The following is an 18,718-nucleotide window of genomic DNA, read 5'->3' on the forward strand; positions in this document are numbered from 1 at the left end:
CAGGGGGCGGCACCGGGTCGGACGTGCCCGTGTTCGCGAATGCGGCAACGAGCCTGCGCTGGTTCGACATACCAGGACACGCGTCCTGGGTAGCGTTCCGCAGCGATTGGATCGTCAATTCAAATGTCGAGCGAGGGGCGGGTGCCGTGGTCATCGTCATGGGGGCGGGTGCGATCGAGGCTGACTTGCGCGGGGTCGTGGAACGCATCGAGAGCGGAAACTGCCAGGCGTTCGTGAGCCGCGGTGTCAATCGCACCATCATCGGTTTGGTGGGCGACGTGGGGCAGTTCAGCGATGCCGAGCTGCGCGCGCTGCCGGGGGTGGCGGAGGTCGTCCGCATCTCGTCGAAGTACAAGCTGGTCAGCCGGGAGCACCACGCGCACCGCTCGACCGTGCGCGTCGGCGGCGTGCCGATCGGCCCCGGGACGGTCACCCTGATCGCCGGACCGTGCGCGGTCGAGACGCTGGACCAGACGATGGAGGCGGCGGTGATGGCGCGCGCGGCGGGCGCGACGCTGTTGCGCGGCGGCGCGTACAAGCCGCGCACGTCGCCGTACGCGTTCCAGGGGCTGGGGCCGCAGGGGCTGCGCATCCTCGCCGAGGTCCGCGAGGCGACCGGGCTGCCGGTGGTGACCGAGGTGGTCAGCCCGGCCGACATCGACATCGTCGCCGAGCACGTCGACATGGTGCAGATCGGCACCCGGAACATGCAGAACTTCCCGCTGCTGCAAGCCGCCGGCGCGCTGGACAAGCCGGTCATGCTCAAGCGGGGGATGAGCTCGTCCATCGAGGAGTGGCTGATGGCCGCCGAGTACATCGCGCAGCGCGGCAACCTCGACATCGTGCTGTGCGAGCGCGGTATCCGCACCTTCGAGACCGCCACCCGCAACACGCTCGACGTCTCGGCCGTGCCGGTCGCGCAGCAGCTCTCGCACCTGCCGGTGATCGTCGACCCGTCGCACTCGGGCGGCCGGCGCGACCTGGTCCTGCCGCTGACCAAGGCGGCGATCGCGGTCGGCGCCGACGGCGTGATCGTGGACGTGCACCCGTCGCCGGAGACCGCGCTGTGCGACGGCCCGCAGGCGCTGGTGTCGGCCGACATGGCCGAGCTGGCGGAGGTGGTCGACGGTTTCGCCCGGCTCACCGGTCGCACCGCGGCCGCGGGCGACCGCCTGGCGGTCTGAACCGGTGCCGCCGACGGACGGCTTCGTGCTCGTGCTGCCCGACGAACCGCTGACCGTGCGGTTGATGAACACGGTGTGGTCCGAGCGCGGCCGGGTGCACGACGCCCTGTCCGACGTCCGGCGCCTGCGCCGGTGGGTCGAGGTGGTGAGCGCGGGGACGACTGCCGGTGACGGGGACCTGGCCGCGTTCCGCGAGTTGCGGGACGCGCTGCGGGACGTCGTCCACCACCGGACCGCCACGTCGCCGCTGCCGCCCGAGCGGGTGGCGCGGGCGGTCGAGGTGATCAACGGGGCGGTGACCGCGACGACGGTCTGGACGGAACTCGTGCTGACCGAGGAGGGCCCGAGCCGCCGCCCGTGCTGCTCGGGCACCCCGGCGGAGCGACTGCTGTCGGGCATCGCGGCCGAGGCCGTCGACCTGCTCGCCGACGGTCGCCTGTCGGCGTGCCGGGCGCCGGGGTGCGTCCACCACTACGTGCGGACCGGCCGGCGGCAGTGGTGCTCCCGGCAGTGCGGGAACCGGGTGCGCGTCGCCCGCCACTACCGCCGCCAGTCGCCCGCGTCCTGGTCCTGACGGCGCGGTCGGCGCCGGGGGAGGGGAAGCCCCCGCCCCCGGCGCCCCCGCCGCTCTGCCACCGCCGCTCTGCCACCGCCACCGCTATTGCCCGCCGCGCTCCCTCCACCGCCGCCCGCCGCTTTGCCGCCGCTGCTCTGCCCCCACCCGCCAACGCCACCAGCCATCCGCCACCGCCATCCGCTGCCTGCCGCCCGCCGTTCCGCCTGTCATGCGGACCGCGGTGTGCCGCCTTACGGTGAGTCGCATGGAAGACCGGTGGCAGTACCTGGCGGTGCTCGCTGTCTGCCTGCTGCTGACCGCGCCGCTGGAGTTCCTGGGCGCGGGTGTGTACCGGCGGTTCGAGGCGGTGGCCCGCACGCTCCTGCCGGTGGTGCTGCTGTTCGCCACGTGGGACCTCATCGCCATCGCGCGCGGGCACTGGACGTTCAGCGAGCGGTTCACGCTGGGACTCGTCCTGCCCGGTGGGATGCCGGTGGAGGAACTGCTGTTCTTCCTGGTGATCCCGCTGTGCGCGCTGCTCACCTACGAGGCCGTGTCGGCCGTGACGGCTCCCCGACCGGAAGGCGCGCGGTGGGCCCGGAGTACCTGATCGCCGCCGCGGCGTCCGTCGGGCTGACGGTCGCCGCCGAACTGCTCTTGCTGCGCACCGGGCTGTTCCGCCGCCGCGCCTACTGGCTCACGATGGCGATCGTCTTCGCGTTCCAGGTGCCGGTCGACGGCTGGCTGACCAAGCTGAGCGCGCCCATCGTCCTCTACGAGCCCGCGGTGATCAGCGGTGTGCGCGTGCCGTGGGACATCCCCGTCGAGGACTTCCTGTTCGGCTTCTCGATGATCACCCTGACCCTGTTGCTGTGGGAACGTGCCCGCACCCGGAAGGCGGTCTGATGGCGAAGTTGGCGGTGGCCGAGGTGCCCGACGCGTTCGACGCGGCGGCCCGCGGCTACGACCTGCTGGTCGGCGCGAACCCCGGCTACCACCGGGAGCTGCGCCGGTCGGCCACGGCGCTCGGCGTCGTCGGCGACGGTGCGGGGCAGCGCCTGCTGGACCTCGGGTGCGGCACCGGGGCGTCCACGGCGGCGCTGCTGTCGGTCGCGCCCCGGGCCGAGATCATCGGCGTGGACGCGTCGGCCGGGATGCTCGACCAGGCGAAGCGCAAACCCTGGCCGGACAACGTGTCCTTCGTGCACGCGCGCGCCGAGGACTTGGCGGAGCGCGGCCCGTTCGACGGCGTCTTCGCCGCCTACCTGGTTCGCAACCTGGCCGACCCAGACCCCGTGCTCAGCGAGGTGCGCGGCCTGCTCAAGCCGGGAGCGAGGTTCGTGGCGCACGAGTACTCGGTGCGGGACTCGGTGGCGGCCACCGCGCTGTGGACGGCCGTCTGCTGGACCGTGATCATCCCCGGCGGCGTGGCAGTGACGCGGTCCGCGAGCCTCTACACGTACCTGTGGCGCAGCGTGCTCGACTTCGACGGCGTCCGCGCGTTGCGCCGCCGGGTCGTGAAGGCCGGGTTCGCCGACGTCCGGGTGCTGCCGGCGGCCGGGTGGCAGCGGGGGATCGTGCACACGGTCGTGGGACGGGCATGAGGCGGGACCGCAAGGCCGTGCGCCTGCCCGGACCGGCCGGGCGGCCGACGTGCGACAAGGACGTCGTGGTCGTCGGTGGCGGGATCGCCGGCCTGGCCGCCGCGACCGTCCTGGCCGAACGCGGCGCGCGGGTCGTGCTGTGCGAGCGGGAGGACTACCTGGGCGGCCGGGTCGGCGGCTGGGAGACGCGGCTGGCCGACGGCAGCCGCGCCACCATGACCCGCGGCTTCCACGCGTTCTTCCGCCAGTACTACAACCTGCGGTCGCTGCTGGCCAGGGTCGACCCGGGCGGTGCGGGGCTGGTCGGCCTGCCGGACTACCCGCTGTGGCAGGCGTCCGGGCACCGCGAGGGCTTCGCCGGGCTGCCGCGCGCCGTGCCGTGGAACGCGGCCGGCTTCCTGCTGCGCAGCCCCGCGTTCGCGCTGCGCGACCTGCCCTCCGTGGACGCCCGCGCCGCCCTGCCGCTGCTGGACGTCTCCGTGCCGCGCACCTACCACGAGCTGGACGACCTGGACGCGGCCACGTACCTGCAACGCATCCGCTTCCCACCGGCCGTGCACGCGCTGGCGTTCGAGGTGTTCTCGCGGAGCTTCTTCGCGCACCCCAGCCGGATGTCGGCGGCCGAGCTGGCGACCATGTTCCACATCTACTTCCTGGGTTCCAGCGAGGGCCTGCTGTTCGACGTGGCCGCCGACCCGTTCCCGCAGTCGATGTGGAACCCGCTGGGCCGGTACCTGGCCGGGCTCGGGGTGAGCGTGCGGACGGGCACGCCGGTGCTGGGCGTGGAGCGGGGCGAGCGGTTCGCCGTGCGGTTGGCGGATTCGACGGTGGCGGCGGACGCCGTGGTGCTGGCGATGGACGTCGGAGGGCTGCGGGAGGTCGTCGGCGCGTCCGACCTGGGCACCCCGGAGTGGCGGGCGGACATCGCCGACCTGGAGTGCGCCCCACCGTTCCTGGTGTCCCGCTACTGGTTGGACCGGCCGGTGCGAGCGGACCGGCCGGGGTTCCTCGGCACCAGTGGTTACGGGGAGCTGGACAACGTCTCGGTGTTGAACCACTACGAGCGCGAGGCTCGTGAGTGGGCGTCGCGCACCGGCGGGTCGGTGGTCGAGCTGCACGGGTACGCGTTGCAGTCCGATGTGGACCCGGAGCGGTTGTTGGAGCAGCTGCACGTCGTGTACCCGGAGACGCGGGCGGCGCGGGTGGTGGACGTGCGGCACGAGCTGCGTGCCGATTGTCCGCTGTTCGCGCCGGGCGGATTCGCTCGTAGGCCCGCGGTGCGGACTCCGGTGGAGGGTTTGGTGCTGGCTGGCGACCTGGTGCGGGTGGACCTGCCGGTGGCGCTGATGGAACGCGCGGCGACGACGGGTTTCGCGGCGGCCAACCACCTGCTGGCCGGGTGGGGCGTCTCCGGGACGGACCTGTGGAGCGTCCCCACCACCGGCCGGGGCCCCGTGCTGCGCACCCTGGCCCGCCGCTTCGGCCGCAACCCGTCCACAACCCGACCGGCAGCAGTGCCCAGCACCTGACCCGCCCCCCCACCCGGCACCACCACACCACCGCCGCCCACCGTCCCTCACCCGCCACATCGCGCCCGCCACTGGCCGTGATTGGCGGCTGCTGTAGTTGGCTGGCGACGGTCAGCGGCTGGATGGACGGCTGGCGGTGGCGGGCGGCTGCGGTGTAGGTGGGCGGGGGCAGCTGGCGGCTGGCCGTGGTTGGCCTACAGCAGCCGCTAACCACGCCAGCCGCCTACCGCAACCGCTAACGCCCGCCGGCTATCTACTACAGCCGCCGACCACCGCCAGCTACTTATTGCAGCCGCCCGCCACGGCCAGCCGCCGCTACGGGCGCCAACCACCGCTCCATAACCGCTTGCCGCTCCATGCCGCTTGCCGCCCTACAGCCGCTTGCCGCCCCGCAGCCGTCCGCCACCGCAGCCGACTCAACAGGCAGTCGCCTTGTCATCGCTAGCCGACCTGCCGCTGCTCGCCGCCCTGTCAACGCTATTCACTCTAGCGCTGCTAGCTGAACTATCGCTACTAGAAGAACTACCATCGCTAGGGGTGGTATCGCTGCTAGCCGTTCCGGCTCGCAGACCAGCCCGCCACCGCGGCGACCGGATCGGTCAGCGGTGGCGGGCTCGGTCGTTGGACCTGCTGATCAGCTGGGCGTGGGTGGCTCCGGGGTGGGCGGGAGCGGTGGTTCGGTGGCGGGTGAGGGTTCGGGGCCCGGCGGCTCGGGCACCGGCTCCGGAACCGGCACGGGCTTCGGCTGGGGCGGTTGAGGCTGCACCATGTCGACCTCCTTGTCCCACCCGGACTACCCAGAACCCGCGCGTCCTAAGTCCGGAATCGACACCCGGATCGCAACTCCCACAACGCTCACGACATGTGCCGGTGCTGGTCCACAGCACCGGTGAGCGGCAGACCGGCCACCTCGGGATCGGTGATCGCACCACGCAGCGCGGCGGTGAACCGATCGGCGCGCAGCACCCGGAACGGGCGCGAGTGGTACGGGCGGGCGCCCGGGTCCACCGGCTCGGCGAGCCCCAGCTCGTTGCACGCCCCCGCCACCACCGAGTACGCCTCCACCAAGTGCCCCTCCCGCACCCGCCAATCACCCGCCGCCACCACCGACCGCAGCACGGGCACCAGATCGGCGTACCGGGCGAACGCACTGCCGAGCCACTTGCCGTACGGCGGGTAACGGCGGTCCACCAGCAACCGCAGCCGCATCAGGTCACGGGTCAGCCGGGCGGCGACGACGGCCGACCCCAGCTCGTCACCGACCTCGCCACACCTCCCCACGAACGCCTCCTCCTGCGCGATCCGCCACCACTGGCACGCCAGCACGTACCGCCACACGTCGTCCGGGTACCACCGCAGCGCCTCGCGCGCCGGCGTCAGCACCGCCAACCCGTCGTGGAACACCGCCCCGCCGGTCGTCTCCGCCAACCGCTGCGTCGGCGCGCTCAACCAGTCCCGCACGCCGACCCCGGCCCGCGGGTCGAACCCCAGCTGCCGGTCGAACCACGTGCCCGCGTCGGTGACCTCCACCCGGTGCCGCACCGGCCCGTCCGTCGGGGCCATCCGCCCGATCCCGGCCTCGCCCGTCTCCGCGAAGTGCGTCGGGTACCCGAGGAACACCTTGGGCAGGTGCTCGGCCAACGCGGTCCGGATGTCCTCGGCCCTGGTGTCGTCCGGGTCGAGGAACAGCTGCACCCGCGGTCCCCACTCGTGGTCGGCGGAGCGCTCGGTGTCGTACCCGAGCACCTCGGAACCGGCGCCGATCCGGGCCGCGCTGTGCGGCACCTCGCCGAAGTGCTCCCTGACCAGGGGTTCGACCGCCTCCCGGTAGAAGCGCTCGGCCAGGGTCAGCCCGGGCAAGAACCGTCCGTCGGGCACGAATCCTCCGTTCTGCGGGTGTTCTCGGACACGATCGAGTGAAAGCCTCGCGCGATGGCGTCGCGGTGTCACTGAGGGGCGACGTCGAGTGAACCGAGGGAGCGCTACCGCATGCAACTTCGTAACAGAGCGTTGGTCCTCGCGCTGGTCGCCGGCACGGCGGTGTCCGGCCTCGCGGGGACCGGCGCCGCCGCCGCCGCCCAGGAAGCGCAAGAAGCACGAGCGACGCCGATCGAGTGGTCGACCTGCGCCGACGACGTGCTCGCCGAGATCCCGGCCGCGCAGCGCGACAAGGTCAGCTGCGCCAACCACCCCGTGCCGCTGGACCACCGCGAGCCCAACGGCCCCAAGATCACCGTCGCGCTGATGAAGCGCCCGGCCGACGACCAGGCCAACAAGGTCGGCTCGCTGTTCATCAACCCCGGCGGCCCCGGTGGCGCCGGCCTGATCTACTCGGCCTACGGCAGCTCGTTCTTCCAGCCCGAGGTGATGAACCGGTTCGACCTGATCGGGTTCGACCCGCGCGGCGTCGGCCGCAGTTCGCCGCTGCGCTGCTTCAAGACGCTCGAAGAGGCCAACGAGGTCTTCGGCCGGATGTCCGCGATCCCGGTCACCCGCACCGAGATCCGCAACACCATGGACGCCACCGAGGACTACACCGACGCGTGCGCGCGCACGGCGGGCCCGCTGCTCGACCACATGTCCACCGAGGCCGTGGCGCGCGACCTCGACCTGCTGCGGCAGGGCGTCGGCGACCGGCAGCTGACGTTCGTCGGCTTCTCCTACGGCACGCTGCTCGGCGCGACCTACGCCAACATCTTCCCGTCGAAGTCCCGCGCCCTGGTGCTGGACGGCAACGTGGACCCGGCGCTGCGCACCACCAACGGCGCGGAGTACGACCGGCAGCGCGCGCAGGGCTTCGAGGTCGCGCTCGACGCGTGGCTGAAGCGCTGCGACGCCGAGGGCGACAAGTGCGCGTACAGCGACGGCGACCCGCGGGCGAAGTTCGACGAGGTGCGCGACCACCTGCGGACCCGGTCGATCACGCTGCCGTCCGGCGAGGTCGTCACCTACGACGGCTACATCGGCCGGGTCACCAGCGACCTGTACGCGCCGACCCGGTTCAAGGCGCTGGCCGCGTGGCTCCAGAACGCCTACGCGGTGGTGCGCCCGGGCGCGGCCGCGTTCTCGGCGCAGGAGCAGGCCGAGCCGCTGCCGCCGCTGGCGAACAAGCACGGCCTCGCCGACATCCGCCCCGGCCGCACCGGTGACACCGAATACCTCTACGACGACTCGTACTACGGCGTGAACTGCACCGACAAGCCGTTCCTGCGGGTGCCGCAGCTGTTCCCGGCGCTGGCCGCGCTGTGGGAGCGCGAGTCGCCGACGTTCGGCCGCCAGCAGGCCGCGTCCGACCTGCTGACCTGCGCGACCTGGCCGGTCCGCCACCCGGACCGCTGGGCCGGGCCGTGGAACAAGCGCACGCCGAACCCGGTCGTCGTGGTCGGCAACTACTACGACCCCGCGACGCGGTACGACTTCTCCAAGCGGATGGCCCGCCAGCTGGGCAACGCGCGGCTGCTCAGCGTGGACGCGTTCGGGCACTGCATCCTCGGTGACAGCGCCGGTGTGGACACCCTGGTGACCGACTACCTGGTCAACCTCAAGGCCCCGGCCAACGGCCAGGTGTTCCAGCCGAACGTCCAGCCGTTCTGACGCCCCCGGGTGCGGCCGTCGTCGCGAGGGCGACGGCCGCACCCGCGAGCACCACCAGCTCCGGCGGCGACCAGGCGTCGAGGTAGGCCACGCTCAGGTAGGCGACGGCCGTGAGCAGCATGACCGGGCTCCGACGCCGCCAGGCCCACACGGCCAGCCCGACCGCGACGACGAGCGCCGCGAACACCTCGTCGTGGTCGGCGTGCGAGATGGCGAGCGCGGTGGCACTCGTCTCGGCGGCGTTCATGGGCACGTAGGTCAACGTGGCGTAGTAGCCGTCGGGCAGCCCCTCGAAGGCCGGATCGGTCCACCGCGGCGCGGTCGCCCTCTCCAGCACCGGCCACGCCACGAGCCCCACGCCGACCACCGCCAACGGGTACCACGCGCCGGGACGGCGGGCGTTGAGGTCGTGGGCGCCGACGACCACCGCCGCGGCCACCAGCGCGAACGCGCCCACGTGCCACAACGAGCCGAGCAGGCCGGTGATCGCGAGCACGTGCCACGGTCGCGCGCGGTCCAGCCGGGCGTGCGCGAGCACGGCGCCCGCGACGATGACCAGTTCCGGGTGCGACCCGGGGTCGAAGGCCGGCGGGAGGGCGTGGAACTGCTCGGCGGACAGGAACTGCGAGCCGGGTTCGGGGGCGACGGGCTGGAAGCGGAGCACGGCGGTCAGGTAGGCCAACGCGGTCACCGCCACCACGCCGCTGCGCGCCCGCCAGGCCCACAGCGCCAGGGCGATGGCCGCCGCCAACCCGATCAGGTACCGCCACAGCTCGGAGGGGATCGACTCGACCGGGGGCGACAGCGCCACCACCAGCGACGTCGACCCCGTCACCAGCAGCGGGAACCACGCGCCGGGCCGGTCGGCGTGCACCTGGTGCGCCTTGACCAGCAGGCCGGCGACCACCAGGGCGAACGAGGCCCCGACCGGCGGGCCGTCGTCCCACAGCGGCAGGACGAGCCCGAGCAACACCGGTAACGACCAAGCGACAGCCCCCACAAGCGCGCCACCCTATCGACCGCCGCGCGCGGCGTGAGGGGCGTCCGGTCGGACGCCCCTCACTCGTTGCCGCGCCCTACTTGGGCGGCGGCGGGACCAGGCAGCTCACCGGGAGCGACCGGTTGCCCGAGGCGTCGACGCCGTGGACGAGGGCGTCGCCCTTGAGCGTGATGCGCCAGTCGATGTCACCGACGCCGGGCTTCTGGTTCGGCGTCGCGCCGGGGGCCTGCACCAGCTTCACCTCGGTGCCGCTCGGGAAGCCGCCGAACACCGCCGGGCCCGCCGAGCCGGAGACGAAGACCAGCGGGTCCGGGTCGACCGCGTCGGTCGCGGTCAGGACGAAGAACCCGTCCTCGTTGTCGGCGGGCGGCACGGTGCCGCCCGCCGGGGTTGTCGGTCGGTTGGCACGTCACGACCGGGGGAGTGGTGTCGACCCAGTCCTTCGTGACGTCGTCGCAGACCTGGTGGCCCGCCGCGTGGGTGAAGCAGCCGCGGATCGAGTCCGTGCCGAGCCCAGCCGGGCCCTGGACGTCCGGGTAGGTGAAGTCGGCCGTGCCGGTGGCGGTGGTGTCCGCGCCGCCGGCCGCGCCCGCGTTCGGGCCGTCGAGGCCGGTGAAGGTCACCGGCGTGGCCGGCACCGGGTCGCCGAAGTCGTCGGTGACGGTGGCGGTCGCGGTGTGCGTCTGCCGGGCGTGCCCAGCTCGTCGACCGCGTGCTCGGGCTCGACGTCGATGGCCGCGACGCACCCGCGCACGTTCACCGACGGGTTGCCGAACATCACGACGTGGCCCTCGGCGTCGGTGTACGTGACCGACGGGTTGACCGGCAGCGCGCCGCCGCCCGAGGCCGGACGGTTGACAGCTCCGTGCAGGTCGGGCGGCGTCGGCGCCAGAAGGTTGGGCGGGCATTTTGGCGAATGTCAAAAGGGGGCACCCGTTCAGCGCAAAAAGATTTTCCGTCGTTTTGATCTGCCGATCGTCACCGGCGGAATTCGAATTGTGACGACCACGCGCCCCTTTCGACCCGGCGGGGTCCGGTCAGCGGGCGGGCCGCGCGCCCGCCACGATGTCGGCGAGGTCCCGGTCGGTCACCGGTTCCCCGGACCCCGGGTCGCTCCCGGTGGCGGCGAACAGCACGAGCACGCAGTAGGCGCTGCCCACGTCCAGGACCAGCACGTGCACGACACCGGTGCGCCCGAGGCACGGGTCCGCGTGCGGGGCGAGCACGTCGACCCTGAGCTGGACGCCGTAGTAGCGCGCACCGCCGTCCGCGGCGACCCGGCCGGTCTCTCTGGGCGCGCCGTACTTCGTCATGGCGTCGTCACCCCACCGCAGGCGGACCCACCTGTCCGCGTGGGCGCGGGCGACCAGGTCCAACGCGCCCGCCGAAGGGTCCACCCCGACGTGGGCGATGCCGACCCGGCCGTGGATCCGGTCGCCGCAGCGGCGCCCCTCCAACCCCAGGACCTGCGCCCCCTCGGGCACGTCCGCCCGGTACCGGAACGTCGCCCGGTCCAGGCGCGCCGGGATGCGCAGCGCGAGAGCCGGTCCGCCCGCCGCTGGCGCGGGCCCCGGGGGCGGGTCGCCGCCCCGCGACTGGAGGCCGACCGACAGGACCACGAAGATCCCGACCGCGAACAGCCCGTGCGCGAACCACGCGCGGGCCCCCGGTTCGCGCCGCGGCGAGCCGTGGAAGTGCACCCCTCCGTTGACGGTGTGCGCTTGAGCCGAGGCGTCGGCGGTCCCGCTCAACTCGTTGTGCGCCTCCCGCACCATGGCCCCCACCTTTCCCCGTAGCGCATGTGTACCGGGGCAGACTGAGAACACCCTTAGCGGTGGTTGAGAATACGATCGGCAAATGGGCATCGAATTACCGCAATAGTGCGGGTACTGCGGTCCGCAGGCACGAGCGCCGCGCGGGCACGAGTGCCGCCGGGCCATCCGGAACGGGTCAACAGACGGCGGAGGGCCGCCCACCCGGAGGTGGACGGCCCTCGTCGTGCGGCGGTGACTAGCTGCGGACCATCTTGCGCAGCACGTACTGCATGATGCCGCCGTTGCGGTAGTAGTCGGCCTCGCCGGGGGTGTCGATGCGGACCACCGCGTCGAACTCCACCTTCGAGCCGTCCGCCTTCGCGGCCACCACGTGCACCGTGCGCGGGGTGTCACCGTCGTTGAGGGCGGTGATGCCGGTGAAGTCGAACGTCTCGGTGCCGTCCAGGCCGAGCGATTCCGCCGTCGACCCCTCCGGGAACTGCAGCGGCAGGACGCCCATGCCGATCAGGTTCGACCGGTGGATGCGCTCGAACGACTCGGCGATCACGGCGCGGACGCCGAGCAGCGAGGTGCCCTTGGCGGCCCAGTCGCGCGACGAGCCCGAGCCGTACTCCTTGCCCGCGAGCACGACCAGCGGCACGCCGGCCGAGGCGTAGGCGACCGACGCGTCGTAGATGGTGGTCTGCGGCGCGCCCTCCTCCAGGAAGTTGCGGGTGAAGCCGCCCTGCACGCCCTGCCCGTTGTCCTCGTCGGCGAGCAGCAGGTTGCGCAGCCGGATGTTGGCGAACGTTCCCCGGATCATCACCTCGTGGTTGCCCCGGCGGGAACCGTAGGAGTTGAAGTCCTTGCGCTCGACGCCGTGCTCCGTCAGGTACCGACCCGCGGGCGAGTCGACCTTGATCGCGCCGGCCGGGGAGATGTGGTCGGTGGTGACCGAGTCGCCCAGCAGCGCCAGCACGCGCGCGCCGCCGATCTCGGTCACCGGGGCCGGCTCCATCTCCATGCCCTCGAAGTACGGGGGCTTGCGCACGTAGGTGGACTGCGCGTCCCACTCGAACGTCTTGCCGGTCGGCGTGGGCAGCGACTGCCAGCGCTGGTCGCCCGCGAACACGTCGGCGTAGCCCTTGGTGAAGCCCTCCGGCGAGATCGCCGACGCGACGACCTCGGAGACCTCCTGCGGCGACGGCCAGATGTCGGCCAGGTACACCGGCTCACCGCTCTGGTCCACGCCCAGCGGCTCGGTGGTGATGTCCTTGTCCATCGAACCGGCCAGCGCGTACGCCACCACCAGCGGCGGGGACGCGAGGTAGTTCATCTTGATGTCCGGGTTGATCCGGCCCTCGAAGTTCCGGTTGCCCGACAGCACCGACACCGCGGCCAGGTCGCCCTGGTTGATGCCCGCCGAGATCTCGTCCTGCAGCGGGCCCGAGTTGCCGATGCACGTGGTGCAGCCGTAGCCGACCAGGTGGAAGCCCAGCTTCTCCAGGTACGGCAGCAGCCCGGCCCGCTCGTAGTAGTCCATGACGACCTTGGAGCCGGGCGCCAGGGTGGTCTTCACCCACGGCTTGCGCTCCAGGCCCTTCTCCACGGCCTTCTTCGCCAGCAGGGCCGCGCCGAGCATCACCGACGGGTTGGACGTGTTCGTGCACGACGTGATCGCGGCGATCGCGACCGCGCCGTGGTCCAGCTCGAACTCCGCGCCGTCCAGGGTCACCTTCACCGGGTTGGACGGCCGGCCCTCGGAGCCCTCGGCGGCGGTGTGGACGACGCGCGGCGCGCCGCCGTTGTCGCCGTCGGCGGGCGAGATCGGGTCGCTGGCCGGGAAGGTCTCCTCGACGGCCTCGTCCACGCTCGACCCGGACGTCGGCTCGGTGTTCGACACGTACGCGCCGAGCGCCTGCCGGAACGCCTCCTTGGCGTCGGTCAGCTCGATCCGGTCCTGCGGGCGCTTCGGGCCGGCGATCGACGGCACGATCGTGGACAGGTCCAGCTCCAGCGTCTCCGAGTACACCGGCTCGACCGCCGGGTCGTGCCACAGGCCCTGCTCCTTGGCGTAGGCCTCGACCAGCGCCAGCTGCTCGGCCGAGCGGCCGGTCAGCTCCAGGTAGTCGATGGTCTCGCCGTCGATCGGGAAGATCGCGCAGGTGGAGCCGAACTCGGGGCTCATGTTGCCGATGGTGGCGCGGTTGGCCAGCGGCACCGCGCCGACGCCCGAGCCGTAGAACTCGACGAACTTGCCGACCACGCCGTGCTTGCGCAGCATCTCGGTGATCGTCAGGACCAGGTCGGTCGCGGTCGCGCCGGGGGGCAGCTCGCCGTGCAGCTTGAAGCCCACCACGCGCGGGATCAGCATGGACACCGGCTGGCCGAGCATGGCGGCCTCGGCCTCGATGCCGCCGACGCCCCAGCCGAGCACGCCGATGCCGTTGACCATCGTGGTGTGGCTGTCGGTGCCGACCAGCGTGTCCGGGTACGCCTGGCCGTCGCGGACCATGACGACGCGGGCCAGGTGCTCGATGTTCACCTGGTGCACGATGCCGGTGCCCGGCGGGACGACCTTGAACTCGTCGAACGCGGTCTGGCCCCAGCGCAGGAACTGGTAGCGCTCCTTGTTGCGCTCGTACTCCAGGTCCACGTTCAGCTCGAACGCGTCCGGCCGGCCGAAGATGTCGGCGATCACCGAGTGGTCGATGACCAGCTCGGCGGGGGCCAGCGGGTTGACCTTCGTCGGGTCGCCGCCGAGCTGGGTCACCGCCTCGCGCATGGTGGCCAGGTCGACCACGCACGGCACGCCGGTGAAGTCCTGCATGACCACGCGGGCGGGCGTGAACTGGATCTCCGTGTCGGGCGCCGCCGACGGGTCCCAGCTGCCCAGCGCGCGCACGTGGTCGGCGGTGATGTTCGCGCCGTCCTCGGTCCGCAGCAGGTTCTCCAGCAGGATCTTCAAGCTGTACGGCAGGCGCTCCGCACCCTCGACCGCGCTGAGCCGGAACACCTCGTAGGAGGCGTCGCCGACGTTGAGCGTGCCGCGGGCGCCGAAGCTGTCTTTACTGGCAGTCACGTGAAACTCCATCTGGTGACGCGCAAAGTCGGTTGGGGAACTTCTGCCGAGTCTCCCGCACCCGCGGGTGCGATGCCCTCTCACCCCAAACAGTACGCGTGTCCTGTATTGCGCTTCAACCCGGCCCTACCTTGATCGGGGCATCATCACACCCGTGGTGCGTCTTGATCGAGTCGGCAAGCGCTACGGCCGCGGCCCGTGGGTGCTGCGCGACGTCACGCTGGCCGTGGAACCGGGCGAGGTGGTCGTGCTGCGGGGCGGCAACGGCTCCGGCAAGTCCACCCTGCTGCGCATCGCGGCGGGGGTGACCGCGCAGTCCACCGGCCGGGTGAGCCGCGGCGCGTCCGTTGGCTACGCGCCGGAGCGGTTCCCGACCGGGGTGAAGCTGTCCGCGCGCGACTACCTGCGCCACCTCGCCGCCGTGCGCGGCGGGCCGGCGCGCTGGGACCTGGTCGAGGCGCTGGGGTTCGTCGGCGACCCGGCCGCCCCGATGGCCACCCTGTCCAAGGGCAACGCGCAGAAGGTCGCGCTGGCGCAGGCGCTGCACGCGACCGACCTGCTGGTGCTGGACGAGCCGTGGTCCGGGCTGGACGCCGCCGCGGGCGCGGTGCTCGGCGAGCTGGTGTCGTCGTCGCCGGCCGCCGTGGTGCTGACCGACCACCACGGCAACGACCTGCCCGGCGCGCGCGAGATCGCGCTCGGACCGGCGCGGCCCGGTGGCGTGGTGATCGAACTGGACCGGGTGGGGGAGGCGTTCGCGCTGATCAGCGCACTGGAAGGGGTGGCGGAGGCCCGCGAGGTCGGCGGCGGGGCGCGGGTCGAGGTGCGGGCCGGGTTCAGCGACGGCGTGCTGGCCGAGGCGCTGCGGCTGGGCTGCTCGGTGCGGAGCGTGCGGTCGTGACGGCGCTCGTGCGGTACCTGGCGGCGGACGTCGTCCGCACGCAGCGCTGGCTGCCGCCGCTGCTGCTGCACGTGGCCGTGCTCGGCATGCTCTACGCCTCCGACGCCGGACCGCCGCTGCCCGCGTACGCCGGGACGTGCGTGCTGGTCTACCCGGTGTCGGTGTGGCTGACGGTGGTGGTCGCGACCGCCGAGGACCCGGTCCGCCGCACCGTCACGGTGGTGACCGCGGGCGGCTGGGCCCGCGCCCAGGCGGCGGTGACCCTGCTGTCGGCGCCGGCCGCGCTGGGCGTCGCCCTGCTCGCCGCGCTGGCGCCGGTCGTGACGCAGCCCCGCCCGTACCCGCCGGGCGTGGTGGCGCAGGGCTTCGCCGCGCTGGCGGTGTGCGCGCTGGTCGGCGTCGGCGTCGGCGTGCTGTGCAGCCGCCCGGTGATCGACCAGACCGGCTGGTCGGTGCTCGCCGCGACCGCGCTGGTCGTGCTGGTCTTCCTGTTCGGCCGCACCCCGCCGGTGGGCAACGTGCTCTGGGCGCTGTCCCACGACGAGGGCGTCACGTCCGCGCTCGCGCTGTCCGGCGTGGTCGCCGTGCTGTTCGTGGCCGGCGCGACCTGGCTCGCGACAGCGGTCGGCCCCCGCCGCGGCTAGTGCGCGCGACGGGGGCCGACCGGTCGACCTCTACCCGCTCGTTCCGACCTCGACCTACTTGATCGCCTTGATCAGCTCGTCGATGTCCTTCGGCTCCAGACCGCGCATCAGCGTCAGGAACAGCTCGCTGTACGTGCGGAACGGGCTGACGTACCACTTGCCGTCGACCTCGGTGGCGACCACGCCGATGCCGTCCTTCAGCACCTGCGCGCCGACCCGGCCGATCACGTCGACCGCCGCCGACGGGATGTCGCCGCCGCCCTGCTGCTCGATCAGCTGGGTCAGCTCGTCCGCGCACAGCCGCTGGGTCTGGCCCTTGACCGACGCGCTGTAGCAGTCGCCGTCCCGGCTGATTTCGACCTGCTCGCCCTCGGCCTCGACCACCAGCTTGCGGATGGTGAGCTGCGAGCCGCCCTTGACGTCCTTGGCGTCGGTCTCCAGCTCGACCAGCTTCGCGCCGGTGGGCGGCGTGCGGCCGATCTGGTCCAGGATCACCGGGCCGACGTCCTGCAGCACGCCCATCTCGTCCGGCGGCAGCAGCGCGATGACGCCCTCGACGTCACCGGCCAGCGCCTTCTCCACGAGCTGCTTCGCGGCGTCGTTCGCCGAGCCCGCGCCGGCCGGGGCGATGCCCTTGGCGGGCCACTTCAGGTCCTCTTCCTCCAGCGCGGCGTTCGCGAGGGTGTAGAAGAGGCTCGGGTACCACTCGTCGCCGACCTTGATGGTGGCGATGCCGATCGGCTTGCCCTTGCGGTCGGCCTTCTCCTTGGCGAAGTCCAGCGTCTCGGTCTCCGTGCCCTGCTTCTGCAGGTCCGAGCCGAGCGCGTCGACCAGCTTGTCGGTCAGCGGGATCTGCTTGACGTCCGAGGTGATCGTGATCTTGCCCTCGACCACCTTGTTGATCGTCAGGCGGTCGTTGACCTTCTCCGCGGCGGCGTCGTCGAACTTGATGCCCTCGCTCTTGATCTGCACGCCGCTGACCTTGTTCGGGTCGGCGTCCTGCTTCAGGATCTCCAGCCGCTTGGCCTCGCTGACGGTGGCCTCGGTGTAGTCCTTGCTGAGCTTGGCCTCGGCGGGCGCCAGGCCGTTCATGATGCCCAGGACGTCACCGCTGCCCAGCGCGTTGAGCAGGTTGTTCGCCGCGGTGGACGGGCTCTCCGCGCCCGCCGCGACGTCGTCGGAGCTGCGCAGCGCCCACACCGTGGCGACCGTGCCCGCGGCCAGCGCCAGGACCGCGACGACGGCGGTGATGACCAGGCCGGTGCGCTTCTTCTTCGGCGGCTCGCCACCCGCGTAGCCGAACGGCTGCTGGCCGAAGTCCTGCTGGTAGCCGGGCTGCTGGTAACCGGGCTGCTGGTAACCGGGCTGGGGCTGCGCGAAGCCCTGCGGACCGGTCTGCGGGTAGCCCTGCTGCGGCTGGGGGCCGGTCTGCGGGTAGGCGCCCTGCTGCGGGTAGCCACCTTGCTGCGGGTAGCCGCCCTGCTGGGGGTGACCGCCCTGCTGCGGGCCCTGCTGGGGGAACCCGCCCTGCGGCTGGCCGTAGGGGTTGTTCTGCGGTGGCCATTCGCCTCCGCCGCCGCCTGGGTGCGTCACGGTGCTCCTCCTGGAGTGCTGATCGCTGTGCGGGATTTCGCGGTGAGCACGGTGATCGCCCCGGCGACCCCCAGCACAGCACCACCGAGGGTCACCACCGGTCCGGTCGAGCTGATCCCGACCAGTGCCGCCTCGTCGCCCCCTTGGACGGCGGCAAGTGCCGCCACCGTTCCCGCAATCGTGCCAAACACCAGTGCGAGCCATGATGCGATCCGGTGAAACCGCACCGCCCAGAGGAGCACGCAGCACACCGCCAACGGGGTGAGCGCGACCCAGACGCCGCGCACCACCTCGCCCGCCACCCCGTCCAACCCGGCGAAATCACGAAGAGCGAGCACTTCGTAACTGGTCCGCGTGACCGTCCCGGAGCGGAGCCAGGGCAGGAACGCGCCGACCACCGCTGTGACCAAACCGACAACTCCGAGCACCGCACCCACCCATGTCCTGCGCACACCGACATGCTCGCAGGCGTGTGGGACGGTGGGCGCATGTCTGCACGGGACGTGATGGCCCTCGCACGGCGGATCACCGCGCTCACCGGCGCCGGCGTGTCGGTCGGGTCCGGGGTGGTGCGGTTCCGGTTCGACGCGTCGGGGTTCCTGGCCTCGGAGCGGGTGCGGCGCGAGGTCTGGCGGTCCTGGCTGGACGATCCCTTGTGGACGGCGGCGCCGAACGCCGCGCACCACGCGCTGGCCGCGTTGCAGCGGGCCGGCCGGGTCCGGTCGCTGCTGACCCAGAACGTCGACGGGCTGCACCAGCGCGCCGGGTCCGAGGTGGTGGAGCTGCACGGGACGATGTCCCGGGTGGTCTGCGTCTCGTGTGGTGCGTCGGGCGCGATGGGCGAGGCGTTGGAACGGGTGCGCGGCGGCGAGGTCGTGCCCGGCTGCGCGGTGTGCGGCGGGGTCCTCCGGCCCGCCGCGGTCGCGTTCGGCGAACCCCTGCCGGCCGACGTGCTGCGGGCGGCGCGGACGGCCGCGCTGGACTGCGACCTGCTGCTGGTGGCCGGGACGTCGCTGACGGTCGAACCCGCCGCGCACCTGGTGCCGCTGGCCGCGCGGGCGGGCGCGGCGGTGCTGATCTGCACCCTCGACCCGACGCCGTACGACGACCTGGCGGCGGCCGTCGTGCGCGAGCCCGCCGGTTCGGCGCTGCCCGAGCTGGCCGCGGTGCCCGTGGTGGCGACCGGCCCGATCCGCACGTGGGGCGACCCGAGCACCTGGTGATCACTCGTCCGTGCGGCTCGATCACCCCAACGGGAAGCGGGCGCGGTGAGAGGG

Annotated in this window: 17 protein-coding genes; 10 read left to right on the top strand and 7 right to left on the bottom strand. The window is 72.6% G+C overall.

The window, feature by feature from the left end; translation table 11 throughout:
* Positions 1–158: 158 nt before the first annotated feature.
* From aroF to AB0F89_RS20665, 6 genes are all read left to right on the top strand, one after another.
* Positions 159–1,184, top strand: a complete 1,026-nt coding sequence (gene aroF / locus AB0F89_RS20640) for a 3-deoxy-7-phosphoheptulonate synthase (RefSeq protein WP_367138944.1) — start codon at positions 159–161, stop codon at positions 1,182–1,184.
* 4 nt (positions 1,185–1,188) lie between these two features.
* Positions 1,189–1,758, top strand: a complete 570-nt coding sequence (locus AB0F89_RS20645; protein ID WP_367138583.1) for an ABATE domain-containing protein — start codon at positions 1,189–1,191, stop codon at positions 1,756–1,758.
* Between the two features lie 247 nt (positions 1,759–2,005).
* A complete protein-coding gene (locus AB0F89_RS20650) occupies positions 2,006–2,350 on the top strand; it encodes a lycopene cyclase domain-containing protein (protein WP_367138585.1) in 345 nt (114 codons plus the stop codon).
* Positions 2,332–2,646, top strand: coding sequence for a lycopene cyclase domain-containing protein (locus AB0F89_RS20655; protein WP_367138587.1), 315 nt, complete (start codon positions 2,332–2,334; stop codon positions 2,644–2,646). Before AB0F89_RS20650 ends, AB0F89_RS20655 begins: the two co-directional genes overlap by 19 nt.
* Positions 2,646–3,344 carry a class I SAM-dependent methyltransferase gene (locus AB0F89_RS20660; RefSeq protein WP_367138589.1) on the top strand — a complete coding sequence of 233 codons (699 nt, stop codon included), beginning with the start codon at positions 2,646–2,648 and terminating at the stop codon, positions 3,342–3,344. The genes AB0F89_RS20655 and AB0F89_RS20660 overlap by 1 nt, the downstream gene beginning before the upstream one ends.
* Entirely contained in the window at positions 3,341–4,873 is a 1,533-nt protein-coding gene (locus AB0F89_RS20665) for an FAD-dependent oxidoreductase (RefSeq protein WP_367138591.1), read from the top strand. The genes AB0F89_RS20660 and AB0F89_RS20665 overlap by 4 nt, the downstream gene beginning before the upstream one ends.
* 855 nt (positions 4,874–5,728) lie before the next feature.
* On the opposite strand, the gene AB0F89_RS20670 is transcribed toward AB0F89_RS20665, so the two are convergent.
* Positions 5,729–6,751, bottom strand: a complete 1,023-nt coding sequence (locus AB0F89_RS20670) for a DUF4037 domain-containing protein (protein WP_367138593.1) — start codon at positions 6,749–6,751, stop codon at positions 5,729–5,731.
* A 111-nt stretch (positions 6,752–6,862) separates the two neighbouring features.
* Between AB0F89_RS20670 and AB0F89_RS20675 the strand changes: the two genes are divergently transcribed.
* Positions 6,863–8,467, top strand: coding sequence for an alpha/beta hydrolase (locus tag AB0F89_RS20675; RefSeq protein ID WP_367138595.1), 1,605 nt, complete (start codon positions 6,863–6,865; stop codon positions 8,465–8,467).
* Here AB0F89_RS20675 and AB0F89_RS20680 read toward each other — a convergent pair.
* The 4 genes from AB0F89_RS20680 to AB0F89_RS20695 form a co-directional block, all read right to left on the bottom strand.
* A complete protein-coding gene (locus AB0F89_RS20680) occupies positions 8,415–9,440 on the bottom strand; it encodes a hypothetical protein (protein WP_367138597.1) in 1,026 nt (341 codons plus the stop codon). The two genes, AB0F89_RS20675 and AB0F89_RS20680, sit on opposite strands and share 53 nt — an antisense overlap.
* 103 nt (positions 9,441–9,543) lie before the next feature.
* Positions 9,544–9,840, bottom strand: coding sequence for a hypothetical protein (locus tag AB0F89_RS20685; RefSeq protein WP_367138599.1), 297 nt, complete (start codon positions 9,838–9,840; stop codon positions 9,544–9,546).
* Between the two features lie 664 nt (positions 9,841–10,504).
* Positions 10,505–11,242 carry a hypothetical protein gene (locus tag AB0F89_RS20690; RefSeq protein WP_367138601.1) on the bottom strand — a complete coding sequence of 246 codons (738 nt, stop codon included), beginning with the start codon at positions 11,240–11,242 and terminating at the stop codon, positions 10,505–10,507.
* Positions 11,243–11,477: 235 nt separating this feature from the next.
* Positions 11,478–14,303, bottom strand: coding sequence for an aconitate hydratase (locus AB0F89_RS20695; RefSeq protein WP_367138603.1), 2,826 nt, complete (start codon positions 14,301–14,303; stop codon positions 11,478–11,480).
* 154 nt (positions 14,304–14,457) lie between these two features.
* Here AB0F89_RS20695 and AB0F89_RS20700 point away from each other — a divergent pair, with 154 nt between their 5' ends.
* Entirely contained in the window at positions 14,458–15,204 is a 747-nt protein-coding gene (locus AB0F89_RS20700) for an ATP-binding cassette domain-containing protein (protein ID WP_367138605.1), read from the top strand.
* On the top strand, positions 15,201–15,848 hold the full coding sequence (locus AB0F89_RS20705; protein WP_367138607.1) for a hypothetical protein: 648 nt from the start codon (positions 15,201–15,203) through the stop codon (positions 15,846–15,848). Before AB0F89_RS20700 ends, AB0F89_RS20705 begins: the two co-directional genes overlap by 4 nt.
* A gap of 54 nt (positions 15,849–15,902) precedes the next feature.
* On the opposite strand, the gene AB0F89_RS20710 is transcribed toward AB0F89_RS20705, so the two are convergent.
* Both AB0F89_RS20710 and AB0F89_RS20715 read right to left on the bottom strand, forming a co-directional pair.
* Positions 15,903–17,441, bottom strand: a complete 1,539-nt coding sequence (locus AB0F89_RS20710; RefSeq protein WP_367138609.1) for a flagellar basal body protein FliL — start codon at positions 17,439–17,441, stop codon at positions 15,903–15,905.
* Positions 17,438–17,878 (bottom strand): hypothetical protein, encoded by a 441-nt coding sequence (locus AB0F89_RS20715; RefSeq protein ID WP_367138611.1) that lies wholly within the window; start codon positions 17,876–17,878, stop codon positions 17,438–17,440. The genes AB0F89_RS20710 and AB0F89_RS20715 overlap by 4 nt, the downstream gene beginning before the upstream one ends.
* Before the next feature lie 51 nt (positions 17,879–17,929).
* Between AB0F89_RS20715 and AB0F89_RS20720 the strand changes: the two genes are divergently transcribed.
* The gene (locus tag AB0F89_RS20720) at positions 17,930–18,664 is read left to right on the top strand and encodes an NAD-dependent deacetylase (protein ID WP_367138613.1); all 735 of its coding nucleotides are present in this window, start codon (positions 17,930–17,932) and stop codon (positions 18,662–18,664) included.
* Positions 18,665–18,718: the final 54 nt, after the last annotated feature.

The organism is Saccharothrix sp. HUAS TT1, from assembly GCF_040744945.1.
Lineage (GTDB): Bacteria > Actinomycetota > Actinomycetes > Mycobacteriales > Pseudonocardiaceae > Actinosynnema.